Source organism: Streptomyces sp. UC4497 (assembly GCF_054871485.1).
Genome location: NZ_JBTYHB010000001.1, coordinates 104212 through 115900 on the forward strand (window position 1 = coordinate 104212; position 11689 = coordinate 115900).

Genomic DNA, 11689 nt, shown 5'->3' on the forward strand with positions numbered 1-11689 from the left:
CGGCCCCGGGACCGGTACCGTCGACGCCATGGAGAAGGGCACGCTCCATACGCTGCTCCGCATGGTGGCCCTCGTCGTGGCCGCTGTCGCCACGCTGACCGTGTGCGTCACGGCCACCGTCCGCGGCACGCTGCTCGACCCCGGCTTCCACGCGGCGGTCCTCGACGAGCAGCACGCCTACGACCGGCTCTACAACGAGGTTCTGGTGGACCCGGAGGCCTCCCCGGTCACCCGCGACCTGCTGGCACGGCTCGCGGTGCCGGAGGCCCAGATCACCTCCAACATCAAGCTGGTCCTGCCGCCCGACACGCTGCGCGACCTGACCCGGCAGCAGATCGACGCGGTGGTCGGCTACCTGAACGGCGACCGGGACGACCTGCGCCTCGTCGTCGACCTGCGCCCGGTCCTCGCCAATCTCGACGGCCTCGCGCACACCTATTTCGGCGATCTCGTCGCGGGCGTCCAGAACCGCTCCGAGCCCGACTTCGACCGGTTCCGGGCGACACTCGCCGACGAGGTGCGCGAACTCGCCGCCGGGCGGGCGCCCGAAGGCCTGCCGCAGCTGCCGTTGACGCAGGACCAGGCGAGCCGCGTCGCCGACACGCTGCTCGCCCTCGTACCGGCCGGGGAGCGCGCGGGCCTGCGACCGGAGGTCGAGACGGCGCTCGCGGACGGGGACGTCGGCACCGCGCTCGCCGCCGTCGCCCCGGCCACCGTCACGGACCGCGTCCAGGGCGCCGCGGCCCAGCTCCGGACGCTCGTCGACGGCGGCACCTGGGACCTGACCGACACCCTCGAGGCGTCCGGCAACGATCTCTCGGGCCTGCACGAGGCGCGACCGTACACGGCGGTCGGCCTCGGGGTGCTCGAAGTCGTCGCGACGGTGCTGCTGTTGCTGTCCCTCACGGCGCTGTGGCTGCTCGGTCCGCGGCAGCCGGGGCGCCGCCTGATCCTGCTCGGGATCCCGCTCGTGGCGGGCGGGGTGCTCGCCGCGCTGGCCGCCTGGGTGACGCGTCTGGTCACCGACGGGCAGCTCGTGGCGCCTCCCGACTCGTGGCCGCCGAGCCTCACCCGTCTCGTCGACGACGTGCAGCGCGCCGCCGTCGGCCATCTCACCGGCACCGCGCTGTGGGCCGCGCTCGTCCCCGTGCTCGCGGGGGCGCTTCTCGCGGGTGTCGGTCTGCTCATGAGGACCGGCCTCGCCGGCCGGGTCCCGCGGGTGGCGCGGGAGCGGCTCGGGTCGCCGCGGCGGGCGGTCGGCCTGGGGTTCGGGGCGACGTGCCTGGCGGTCGCGGGGATGGTGCTGATGCCGCTGGCCGCCTCCCCCGCGGCGGCCCGCGAGTGCGAGGGCAGCACCGAGCTGTGCGACCGGCCCTACGACGAGGTCGCTTATCTGACCTCGCACAACGCGATGTCGACGACGGCCGACAACTTCATCGGGCCGCTGCAGGACCCGCCCATCAGCACACAGCTGGACCATGGGGTGCGCGCGATGCAGCTGGACACCTACCGCTGGGAGACCCCCGAGGAGATCACCGAACGCCTGGACGACTCCGACTTCACGGCCGAGCAGCAGGCGCTGGTGCGGTCCGCGGTCAACCGGATCAATCCGCCGCGCAAGGGGCTGTGGCTGTGCCACGCGGTGTGCAGGGCCGGGGCGATCTCCCTGGTGCCGACGCTGCGCGAGATCGGCGACTGGATGAAGGACCACCCGAACGAAGTGGTCACCCTGATCGTCCAGGACGCGATCTCCGCCGAGGACACCCGAAAGGCCTTCCGCCAGGCCGGGTTGGACAAGCTGGTCCGCCGTCCCGACGCCGATCCGGCGAAGCCCTGGCCGACGCTCGGCGAGATGATCGACAGCGGCCGGCGCCTGGTCGTCTTCGCCGAGAAGGCGGACGGCCCGGCCCCCTGGTACCGCAACTTCTACCGCTACGGCATGGAGACGCCGTTCTCCTTCCGTTCCCCGGACCAGATGAGCTGCGTCCCCCACCGCGGCGGCGACGACAAACGGCTGTTCCTCCTCAACCACTTCATCACCAACAACGGCGGCAGCCGCATCGACGCCGGCGAGGTCAACGCCCGCCGCTACGTCCTCGACCGGGCACACCGCTGCGAACGCGAGCGCGGCAGGCCGGTGAACTTCGTCGCCGTGGACTACGCGACGATCGGGGACGCGCAGGGCGCGGTGGACGCGCTCAACGAGGGCCGCTGACCGGTTCCGACACTGCCGCCGGGACCACGATCGCCTGCGCGTGATAGTTTCGCCGAGCCAGTCGTACCTTTGTGTGTTTTTCTACGCACACGGGTCAGGGAATCCGGTGCGAACCCGGAACTGACGCGCAGCGGTGAGGGTGACGGGCGGAGCCACTGCCACTGGGTCGGCACATCGACCCGGGAAGGCGCTTCGCGCGGACGACCCCGAGTCCGAAGACCTGCTGGCGGCCTCCAGTGCCGCGTGGCATGGGGGCGGACCGTAGGCCGGCTCCGCGTATGAGCCCTGGACGCGAAGGAACTTCCGTGCTGTTCGCACGTCAACTCCGCCGATGCGCCCCGCTGTTGGCGGGCGCCCTGCTGCTCACCGGGTGCGGCACGACCGCCGCCACCGAGGACGGTGCCGACAAGGGCGGCGGTGTCACGCTCGACAACTGCGGCGAGAAGGTGCGGGTCGAGCACGCCCCGCGTCGCGCCGTCGCCCTCGACCAGGGCTCCGCCGAGATCATGCTCTCGCTCGGCCTCGAGGACCGGATGGTCGGCACCGGTACCTGGACCGACCCGGTCCCCAAGGATTTGGCGAAGGCCAACGCGAAGGTGCCGCGCCTGGCCGACCGCTACCCGTCGTTCGAGAAGGTCCTCGGCACCGAACCGGACTTCGCCGCGGCCTCGTTCACGTACACCCTCGGCAAGGGCGGTGTGGCGCCGCGCGCGGAGTTCGAGAAGCTCGGCGTGCCCACGTACCTCTCCCCCAGCGACTGCGTCGGCAAGGACAACGGCGGCGACGGGGACGGGGAGCGGACCAAGCGCCTGGGGCTCGACGTCGTGTACGGCGAGATCCGCGATCTCGCGCGCGTCTTCGACGTCGAGGAGCGCGGCGAGAAGCTGATCGACAAGCTCAAGTCCCGGGTCCGCAAGGCCACTTCCGGGGTCGACGCGCACGGCGTGGACGTCCTCTACTGGTTCGCCAACTCCGACTCGCCCTACATGGCGGGCTGTTGCGGCGCCCCCGGCGTCGTCACCAAGGAGCTCGGGGCGCGCAATGTCTTCGACGACACGCGCGCGGAGTGGCCGCAGGTCAACTGGGAGACGGTCGCCGATCGCGATCCGGACGTGCTGGTGATCGGCGATCTGACGCGCCGCTCGCAGTCGGCGGAGTCCGCGGCGCAGAAGATCAAGTTCCTGGAGTCCAACCCGGTCACCAAGCACATGACCGCCGTGAAGAAGAAGCGGTACGTGCGCCTGAGCGGACAGGCCATGAACCCGACCATCCGCACGGTCGACGGCGTGGAACAGGTCGCCGCGGGGCTGCGCGAGTTCGGCCTCGCCAAGTGACGGCTCGCACGGTTCCGGCGCCCGCGGTGACGGCGGCGCCCGCGAAGGCCTCTTCCCGGATCTCGCTGCGCGCCACGCTCGCCTGGGCGGCCGCCATCGCCGCGCTGTGCGCCTCCGTGGCCTTCGCCATCACGATCGGTCCCGCGCAGATCCGGGTCGGCGACGTGTGGGCCGCGGTGGGCGACCGGATGGGCCTCGCGACCTCGGACCTCTCGCCGATCCGGGACGGCATCGTATGGAATCTGCGGCTGCCGCGGACGCTGCTCGCGGCGGTGTGCGGGGCGGGGCTCGCGGTGTGCGGCACGGTGCTACAGGCGCTGCTGCGCAATCCGCTGGCCGATCCGTTCGTGCTCGGTGTCTCGTCGGGCGCGTCGACCGGGGCCGTGCTCGTCGTCGTGCTCGGGCTTGGCGGGGGCGCCATCTCGGTCTCCGGTGGCGCGTTCGTCGGCGCCGTCTGTTCGTTCGCGCTGGTGCTGGTGCTCAGTCACACGCTGGGCGGCAGCACGGACCGGGTGGTGCTGTGCGGCGTCGCGGCGATGCAGCTGTTCTCGGCGCTGACCTCGTTCGTCGTCCTGACCTCTGCGGACGCGGAGACGACGCGCGGCGTGCTGTTCTGGCTACTCGGCTCACTCAGCGGGGTCGGCTGGACCGAGGTGTGGCTGTGCCTGGCCGTGCTCGCCGTCACGCTCGTGGTGTGCCTGGCGTACGGGCGCACCCTCGACGCGTTCGCCTTCGGCGCGGAGGCGGCGGCCACCCTCGGGGTGCGGGTGGCCCGTACCCGGATCGTGCTGCTGTGCGTGACGGCGCTGCTCACGGCGGCCCTGGTCAGCGCGGCCGGCGCGATCGGCTTCGTCGGCCTGGTGCTGCCGCACGCGGCGCGCGCCCTGGTCGGTCCGGGGCACACCCGGCTGCTGCCGGTGACGGCGCTCGCGGGAGCCGTGTTCCTGGTGTGGGTGGACACGGTGGCGCGGACGGTGCTCGAACCGCAGGAGGTTCCGGTGGGTGTGGTGACATCGCTGATCGGTGTGCCGGCGTTCGTGCTGGTGCTGTACCGCGGGCGGGGTGTGCGGTGACGGCGGGGCTGCGCGCGGAGCGTGTGTCGTGGTCGCCGGGTGGCGCGCTGGTGCTCGACGGGGTGTCCGTGGCACCCGAGCCCGGCACCGTCACCGGAATCCTCGGCCCCAACGGCTCGGGCAAGTCGACCCTGCTGCGCCTGCTGTCCGGAGTGCTCGCCCCGGACAGCGGCGTCGTCACGCTCGACGGTGACCCGCTCGCCTCGGTGGGCCGCAGGCAGGCCGCGCGGCGCATCGCCATGGTGCAGCAACAGTCCGACGCCCAGGTCGAGTTGACCGTCGCCGACGTCGTACGCCTGGGCCGGGTCCCGCACCGCCGCGCCTGGCAGCCCGCGTCGGCGGCGGACGAGGCGGCCGTGCGCTCCGCCCTGGAGCGCAGCGGACTCGGCGACCGGGCGCACCGCCTGTGGCACACGCTGTCCGGCGGCGAGCGCCAGCGGGTGCAGATCGCGCGGGCGCTCGCGCAGGAGCCGCGCGAGCTGCTGCTCGACGAGCCGACCAACCACCTCGACATCCAGCACCAGCTCGAACTCCTCGACCTGATCGGCACGCTGGGCATCACGTCCGTCGTCGCCCTGCACGACCTGAACCTCGCCGCCACCTACTGCGCGCGGGTCGTCGTGCTGCGCGAGGGCCGGGTGGTGGCGGCCGGGGAGCCGGGCGACGTCCTGACCGAGGAACTGATCGCCGACGTGTACGGGGTGCGCGCCGAGGTCACCCGCCCCGGCGCCCGCCCGCACATCCGCTACCTGGGCACGACGTCGCCGCGCTGAGCCACCCGGGCCTCACTGGACCCGTGTCACTCGAAGCGCTCGGTGTCCCCGGCCCCGCGCCGTACGATCTCGGCCTCCCCACCGGAGAAGTCGATGACCGTGGTGGGCACGGTGCCGCAGTCGCCGGAGTCCACCACGGCGTCCACCTGGTGGTCGAGCAGCTCCTTGATCTCCCAGCCCTGGGTGAGCGGCTCCTCCTCGCCGGGCAGCAGCAGCGTGCTGGACAGCAGCGGCTCACCGAGCTCGGCGAGCAGGGCCTGCGTCACCACGTGGTCGGGGATCCGCACGCCCACGGTCTTCTTCTTCGGATGCTGCAACTGCCGCGGTACCTCGCGCGTCGCGGGCAGGATGAAGGTGTAACTGCCGGGCGTGGCCGCCTTGATGGCGCGGAACACGTCGTTGTCGATCTGGACGAACCTGCCGAGCTGGGCGAAGTCCTGGCAGACCAGTGTGAAGTGGTGCCGGTCGTCGAGCTGCCGGATGGTGCGGATCCGGTCGACTCCCGCCCGGTTGCCGAGCCGGCAGCCGAGCGCGTAGCAGGAGTCCGTGGGGTAGGCGACGAGCGCGCTGTCGCGGATGCCGTCGGCGATCGCGGAGATCAGGCGCGCTTGCGGGTTTGCTGGGTGCACGTCGTAGTACCTGGCCATTCGGCGAGCGTACGGGATCGGACGCGCCACGCCGGGGTACACGAGGGGCGAATCGGGCACGCACGCGCGACAATCCCGACACCGGACCACCCTGCCCTGGCCCCCGCGCGCCCACGGACCCATACTGGTCGCGCCCCGATCACTCACAGAACGACTCCATGGCGAAGAAGAACTCAACCCCGACACCCGTCCCCGACACCGTGTGGCTCGGACGCGGACGCCACCTCGGGCCCGACCCCGAGCGCGACGTCCGGCGCAACCTGATCGCCCTCAAGGCGGCGGGTGTGCTCGACGACTTCCTCGACCTCGACCCCGAGGACGCGGCGCGGTCCACCGTGCTGCACCCGCGCGCGGAGGAGGCCGGGCCAGGCCCCGGCGCCCGCCGGGTCTTCGAGGCGCGCTGGCGCGTCGCCGAGAACGTCACCGTGCGCGGCCAGCTCACGACGTACGACCCCGACACCCGCGCCAAGGACTCCGAAGGCGTCACCTGGATTCTCGCCGCGGAGGCGGAGCGGGCCTGGGAGCTGGCCTGGCCGTCGCCTGCGCCGATGTTCTGGCCGGACAGCGAACGGGTGCCCTGGGACCACGACACGGTGGCGGGGCTGCGCCTCCGTGTCCCGAACCACCTCCCCAAGGACGACGACGCGCTGCGCCGCCTCCTCAAGGACTGCTCGCGCTCCAGTTGGTACGTGCATGTCGTCATCCATGAGGCGATGACGCCGGACGCTCGCGGCCAGCGGTCGATCACGCAGTATCTGCCGCCGAGCCTGCAGCACCGGGTGATCGAGCACCGGGCGACGCCCGACCAGGCGCAGATCGTGGACTTCGGGCTGCGCAAGGACTTCAAGGCCGGCATGCCGCGCGGCGGGGGCGTCGTGCTGCCGACCACGCCGCCGCACCCGGACTATGTGGCGGACCGTTTCACCGTGCGCAGCGTATTCCTCGACGGCAGCGAGCCGACCGAACTGATCGACCGGATCCGGGAGTTCACCGCGTTCCCGCGGCCGCTGACCGACGAGGCGCAGCAGGCCCTCACGCGCCTGCGCGACGGCTGGCATCTGCTCACGCCCGACGAGGAGCTGACGCACGCGCAGGACATGGTCACGAAGTACGCCGAGGCGCTCGACGCGATGACCAGGTCCCGGGACAGCTACCGCGAGGCGGCCGAAGCGGCGCGCGCAGCGCTCGCCGAGGTGCCGCGCGCCGAGAGCGCGCCGCACACGCCGACGGACGCGGACGCCTCACCGTTCGGCACGCTCGGCAAGGCGTTCGGACGCTTCCGAGGGCCGCACAAGTAGGTTCCCGGCGGCATTGACGGCCAGTTGGTGGGGCGCCCGCACGGGGCGGGCGCCCGCTCCCCTCACTCCTCCTCTGCCTCCGCCGCACCCGGATCGGACATCCGCAGCGCGATCTCCTGCAGCAGCTCGCTGGAGTTGACGTCCGTGCGGCCCTCGTCGTGGACCTTGGCGAGCTGCGTGAAGAGGAACGCGAACGCCTCCACGAGCGACACACTCGCCGGCATCAGCGCGGCGATGGCCAGTTCGGCCGCCTCCTCCGCGGTGGCCCCCGACGGGATCTCGATGGTCGGGAACACCTCCGACACGAGCCGCCCCAGTTGCGTCAGGTCGGTGTCGAGTGCCTCACCGTCGCTGAGCCTGCGCACCATCTCGTGCGTCTCGGTGAGCACGCCGATGGCCCGCAGAATGATCTCCCTCTGTTCCATGTGGGGAGCTTATGCCGGGGTCCGGGTCGCGCGTGCAACGTGGTCGCAACGTCCCACACCTTTGACTGGGTGACATGACCGACGTACCCCGCGTGGAGCTGACGGACGCGGCCGCCGAGCTGGTGCGGCGGCTGCGCGAGGCCCACGGTCCGCTGATGTTCCACCAGTCCGGCGGCTGCTGCGACGGCAGCGCGCCGATGTGCTACCTGGCGGGCGAGTTCCGCACCGGAGCCTCCGATGTGCTGCTCGCCGATCTCGCGGTGGAGGGGGTGGCGGAGCCGGTCCCGTTCTGGATGTCCAAGAGCCAGTACGAGGTGTGGAGCCATACGCGGCTCATCGTCGACGTCGTCGAGGGCCGCGGCAGCGGCTTCTCCCTCGAAGCACCCGAGGGCGTACGTTTCCTGATCCGTTCCCGCCTCGTCGGCACCTAGCCATCGACGCGCGACCCCGCGTCTGCTGAACTCCCCACATGCAGACGAGAGTTGGCAAGCGAGGCAGAAGAGTCCTTGCGGCCCTCGGGGTCGCTTCGATGCTGGCCGGTGCCGCCCTGACGGGTGCGGCACCGGCCGGCGCCGCTTCGGGCGAGCGGATCGCTCCGGGCGTCACGTACACGGAGTTCGACGTTCCCGCCGCCAAGGGCACCGCGCACGCCCATGTCCTCACCGTCGATCTGACCGACCCGCGCGTGCGGGTCGACCTCCTGCACCCCGGTGCGGTCGGGGCCCGCGCCACCGTCTCCTCGATGTCCGACGCGGCCGGCGCCGTCGGCGGGGTCAACGGGGACTTCTTCAACATCACGGAGAGCCAGCACCCGGGTGTCGAGGTCACCGGCGCCTCCGTCGGACCGGCCATCGCGAGCGGGCACACGCTCAAGGCGGCCGTGCCGAACGGGCAGCGCTTCGGCCCGGCCCTGCCGCCCGGCACCTCCACCCGGGACGTCCTCGGCGTCGGGGTCGACCGGCGGGCCCGCCTCGACAGCCTGGAACTCGACGGCTCGGTACGCACCCGGGACGACCGGATGCCGCTGGGCGGGCTGAACCAGTACGCGCTGCCGGTCGGCTCGGTGGGGGCTTTCACGTCCGACTGGGGCAGCGTGTCGCGGGTGCGGGCCACCTGCGGCACGGACACCCAGCGGGCGGCTCCGTGCACCACGGACACGTACGAGGTGACGGTGCGCCGCGGGCGCGTCGTGGCGTCGGCCGACACACCCGGCAGCGGGCCCATAGCGGCCGGCTCCACGGTCCTGGTCGGCAGGGAGGCCGGCGCGCAGTGGCTGCGCAAGCTGTCGCCGGGTGACCCGGTCACGGTCCACCACCGGCTCGTCGCCGCTCGCTCGCAGATCCCGTACCGCTTCGCGATCGGCGGCTATCCGGTACTGCGGGACGGCGCGCCGCTGCCCGGCCTGGACGCGACGACGTCGGCGGTGCGCACGGCGGCGGGCATCGGGGACGGCGGCCATGAGCTGATCCTGCTGGCCCTGGACGGCGCCCCCGCCTACCGCACCGGCATGTCGATGACCGAAGTGGCCGCCACGATGCGGTCCTTGGGCTCGGACGACGCGTTCAGCCTGGACGGCGGCGGTTCGTCGACCCTCGTGGCCCGCGCACCGGGCGCCCCCGCGGTGTCGGTCCGCAACCACCCCAGCGATCCGCCGGAGCGGGCGGTCGCGAACGGGATAGGGGTGTTCTCGGCGACGAAGTAGCGCCACGGGAGGGCCGCAACGGCCGGTCAGTCGTCATACTCCAATTACCCGGCTTGCTCAGCCCGTTGCCTCACGGGCTGAGGCTGCTGACCAGCCCCGCGGTCGAGGTGATGCCGTCGTGGATGGTCGGCGCCGCGTCCGTGCCCGCGAGCAGGAAGCCGAGCAGCACGCAGACGAGCGCGTGCGAGAACTTCATGGCTCCGTTGCGCAGGAAGATCACCGCGACGATGAGCAGCAACAGCACCACGGAAATGGACAGAGACATCGCCGAACCTCCTCCGCCACGTCAACACCGTGGCTATCGGCCGCAAGTGTGACGCAGCGGAGGGCGCCGACCGGGGCATGACCTGTCCCCCGAACGGGTGTTAACCCGGGGTCACCGGCCGGAACTCCTGCCGCGGGCCTTGTCGTGGGCCGTGTCGTGGGTCTCCAGGAACGCCCGCAGGCCCGCGAGGTCGTCCGTGTTGAGGTGGTCGACGTCGGCGGCGATCAATTCGGCCCAGACGGCGTCGCGTTCGGGCCCGGCGACGTCGGGTGTCGCCCAGAAGCGGACGCGCTGGCCGCGCGCATGGGCGGCGCCGACGATCCCGCGCAGCTTCTCGCGTTCGGCGGCGGGCATGGGACCGCTCCCCAGCCAGGTGAAGTTGTTGGCCCAGTTGTCGCTGATGAGCGGGATGAGCGAGGCGGGCGCCGCGCTGCCGAGGTCGGTGAGGCGGCCGTCGTAGAAGGCGCTGCGCCTGGTCTGCGCCTCCATCGGCGGGCGGGCGGCCCGGTCGCCCGAGACGACGACGGTGACGGCTCCGCCCCGCACACGCCCGCGGTCGTACGTGGTGAAGAGGCGGCCGTAGCGGCGCAATTGGCGGTCGAGTTCCTGGTACGTCGCCGCGCCGTCGGTCTTGATGTCGACGAGGAGCTGCAGCGGGGTGCGCCAACCCCGGTACACCGACCCGTGGTTGGCCTTCACGCGGGCGGCGAGCGGGGCGAGGTAGAGGGAAGCCAGGGTGCGCGAGGGGTCGAGGTCGACGGGGTCGTGGGCGACGAGGAGGTCGCCGTTCACGAGGTAGATGTCGGCCTCGACGCTGTTGAAGCGTTGATCGAGCGCGTCGAACAGGGGTCTCGGGTGCTCGTAGTCGTTGTGGGCGTGGGCGCGCCGCAGGGGCGCGGGGCCGCGCTTGGCCTGGGCGGCCTGGGCCAGGTCGGGCGTGGTGACACCGACGGCGAGCGCGGCGGCGAGGGTGCCGAGGGCTCTGCGGCGGGTGGTCGGGGCCATGCGTGCCTCCCGTGGTGGGTCGGTGGGACACGGTGAGTATGCGGGGCGTGGGTCGTCAACCGGCAGAGGCGTGACGGGAGTTGGCGTGACCGGCACCCCCGGTTCACCGCGGGGCCACCACGAGTCACTGGTCACGGGCGTGCATGATGGCGGGGACGGGCGAAGATCGACGGAAAGCGAAGGGAGTCGGCGGTGCGCCAGGTGGAGTGCGTGGTGGAGGTGCTGCGCGAGGTGCTCGGGCCGGATCTGGTGGCCGCGTATCTCTACGGCTCGGCGGTCTCCGGCGGCCTGCGCCCGCACAGCGATGTGGACGTGTTCGCCGTGACCGGCGCTCCCACGGCACCCGAACAGCGCGCACGACTCGTCGGCGGGCTGATGGACCTGTCCGGGGCGGGTGCGGAGCACGGCCAGGAACGCCCGGTGGAGTTGACTCTCGTACGGCTCGCCGATGTGCGGCCCTGGCGGTTCCCGCCGGTGCGGGAGTTCCAGTACGGCGAGTGGCTCCGGGGCGCGTACGAGCGCGGGGAGACGCCGCGGCCCGAGGTGGATGCGGACCTGGCGCTGCTGGTCACGATGGTGCGACAGCGTGGTGTCGCCCTGTTCGGGCCGCCCGCCACCGAACTGCTCGATCCGGTACCGGAATCCGATGTGCGCCGCGCGACCGTGGCCGGGATCCCGGCGCTCCTTGAGGAGTTGGAGACGGACACCCGCAATGTGGTCCTGACCCTGGCCCGCGTCTGGGCCACCCTCGCGACCGGGGAGATCCTGTCGAAGAACGCGGCGGCGGACTGGGCCCTGGCCCGGCTCCCGGAGGAGAACCGCGCGGTGCTGGCGCATGCCCGTGCGGTGTATCTGGGCGAGGCGGAGGAGTCGTGGGAGCGGCTACGTCATCGAATTCGGCGCGACGCGGAGGCACTGGTCGCCGAGACCGAACGGGCCGCGTAGCACCGGC

At 72.3% G+C, this 11689-nt stretch carries 12 protein-coding genes and 1 riboswitch; of the genes, 8 read left to right on the top strand and 4 right to left on the bottom strand.

The window, feature by feature from the left end:
• The first annotated feature begins 28 nt into the window (after positions 1–28).
• The 4 genes from ACYSUO_RS00360 (at position 29) to ACYSUO_RS00375 (ending at position 5395) form a co-directional block, all read left to right on the top strand.
• Positions 29–2215: a PI-PLC domain-containing protein gene (locus ACYSUO_RS00360; RefSeq protein WP_461773922.1), complete on the top strand. Its 2187-nt coding sequence runs from the start codon at positions 29–31 to the stop codon at positions 2213–2215.
• 52 nt (positions 2216–2267) lie between these two features.
• A riboswitch (cobalamin riboswitch) is annotated at positions 2268–2457 on the top strand.
• A 36-nt stretch (positions 2458–2493) separates the two neighbouring features.
• Positions 2494–3549 carry an ABC transporter substrate-binding protein gene (locus ACYSUO_RS00365; protein WP_461773923.1) on the top strand — a complete coding sequence of 352 codons (1056 nt, stop codon included), beginning with the start codon at positions 2494–2496 and terminating at the stop codon, positions 3547–3549.
• 59 nt (positions 3550–3608) lie between these two features.
• Entirely contained in the window at positions 3609–4622 is a 1014-nt protein-coding gene (locus tag ACYSUO_RS00370) for a FecCD family ABC transporter permease (protein WP_461774352.1), read from the top strand.
• Positions 4619–5395, top strand: coding sequence for an ABC transporter ATP-binding protein (locus ACYSUO_RS00375; protein WP_461773924.1), 777 nt, complete (start codon positions 4619–4621; stop codon positions 5393–5395). The genes ACYSUO_RS00370 and ACYSUO_RS00375 overlap by 4 nt, the downstream gene beginning before the upstream one ends.
• 26 nt (positions 5396–5421) lie before the next feature.
• On the opposite strand, the gene ACYSUO_RS00380 is transcribed toward ACYSUO_RS00375, so the two are convergent.
• On the bottom strand, positions 5422–6042 hold the full coding sequence (locus tag ACYSUO_RS00380) for an L-threonylcarbamoyladenylate synthase (RefSeq protein ID WP_426896095.1): 621 nt from the start codon (positions 6040–6042) through the stop codon (positions 5422–5424).
• A 158-nt stretch (positions 6043–6200) separates the two neighbouring features.
• Here ACYSUO_RS00380 and ACYSUO_RS00385 point away from each other — a divergent pair, with 158 nt between their 5' ends.
• Complete coding sequence (locus tag ACYSUO_RS00385) at positions 6201–7340, top strand: hypothetical protein (protein WP_461773925.1); 1140 nt, start codon at positions 6201–6203, stop codon at positions 7338–7340.
• A gap of 62 nt (positions 7341–7402) precedes the next feature.
• Here the strand turns inward: ACYSUO_RS00385 and ACYSUO_RS00390 are convergent, their stop codons facing one another.
• Positions 7403–7765 carry a hypothetical protein gene (locus ACYSUO_RS00390; RefSeq protein ID WP_426896099.1) on the bottom strand — a complete coding sequence of 121 codons (363 nt, stop codon included), beginning with the start codon at positions 7763–7765 and terminating at the stop codon, positions 7403–7405.
• A gap of 74 nt (positions 7766–7839) precedes the next feature.
• Here ACYSUO_RS00390 and ACYSUO_RS00395 point away from each other — a divergent pair, with 74 nt between their 5' ends.
• Entirely contained in the window at positions 7840–8196 is a 357-nt protein-coding gene (locus tag ACYSUO_RS00395; RefSeq protein ID WP_461773926.1) for a DUF779 domain-containing protein, read from the top strand.
• 38 nt (positions 8197–8234) lie between these two features.
• Positions 8235–9467, top strand: a complete 1233-nt coding sequence (locus ACYSUO_RS00400) for a phosphodiester glycosidase family protein (protein ID WP_461773927.1) — start codon at positions 8235–8237, stop codon at positions 9465–9467.
• Between the two features lie 70 nt (positions 9468–9537).
• Here the strand turns inward: ACYSUO_RS00400 and ACYSUO_RS00405 are convergent, their stop codons facing one another.
• A complete protein-coding gene (locus tag ACYSUO_RS00405) occupies positions 9538–9732 on the bottom strand; it encodes a hypothetical protein (RefSeq protein ID WP_425840184.1) in 195 nt (64 codons plus the stop codon).
• Between the two features lie 111 nt (positions 9733–9843).
• On the bottom strand, positions 9844–10737 hold the full coding sequence (locus ACYSUO_RS00410; RefSeq protein WP_461773928.1) for a phosphatidylinositol-specific phospholipase C/glycerophosphodiester phosphodiesterase family protein: 894 nt from the start codon (positions 10735–10737) through the stop codon (positions 9844–9846).
• A gap of 192 nt (positions 10738–10929) precedes the next feature.
• On the opposite strand from ACYSUO_RS00410, the gene ACYSUO_RS00415 reads away from it, so the two are divergent.
• Positions 10930–11682: an aminoglycoside adenylyltransferase family protein gene (locus ACYSUO_RS00415; RefSeq protein WP_461773929.1), complete on the top strand. Its 753-nt coding sequence runs from the start codon at positions 10930–10932 to the stop codon at positions 11680–11682.
• Positions 11683–11689 lie beyond the last annotated feature (7 nt).

What these genes read in the sequence shown, in the direction of transcription:
- ACYSUO_RS00410 (WP_461773928.1), bottom strand. Translation starts at nt 10,737, where the DNA reads ATGGCCCCGACCACCCGCCGCAGAGCCCTCGGCACCCTCGCCGCCGCG.
- ACYSUO_RS00400 (WP_461773927.1), top strand. Translation starts at nt 8,235, where the DNA reads ATGCAGACGAGAGTTGGCAAGCGAGGCAGAAGAGTCCTTGCGGCCCTC.
- ACYSUO_RS00405 (WP_425840184.1), bottom strand. Translation starts at nt 9,732, where the DNA reads ATGTCTCTGTCCATTTCCGTGGTGCTGTTGCTGCTCATCGTCGCGGTG.
- ACYSUO_RS00395 (WP_461773926.1), top strand. Translation starts at nt 7,840, where the DNA reads ATGACCGACGTACCCCGCGTGGAGCTGACGGACGCGGCCGCCGAGCTG.
- ACYSUO_RS00380 (WP_426896095.1), bottom strand. Translation starts at nt 6,042, where the DNA reads ATGGCCAGGTACTACGACGTGCACCCAGCAAACCCGCAAGCGCGCCTG.
- ACYSUO_RS00385 (WP_461773925.1), top strand. Translation starts at nt 6,201, where the DNA reads ATGGCGAAGAAGAACTCAACCCCGACACCCGTCCCCGACACCGTGTGG.
- ACYSUO_RS00360 (WP_461773922.1), top strand. Translation starts at nt 29, where the DNA reads ATGGAGAAGGGCACGCTCCATACGCTGCTCCGCATGGTGGCCCTCGTC.
- ACYSUO_RS00390 (WP_426896099.1), bottom strand. Translation starts at nt 7,765, where the DNA reads ATGGAACAGAGGGAGATCATTCTGCGGGCCATCGGCGTGCTCACCGAG.
- ACYSUO_RS00365 (WP_461773923.1), top strand. Translation starts at nt 2,494, where the DNA reads ATGAGCCCTGGACGCGAAGGAACTTCCGTGCTGTTCGCACGTCAACTC.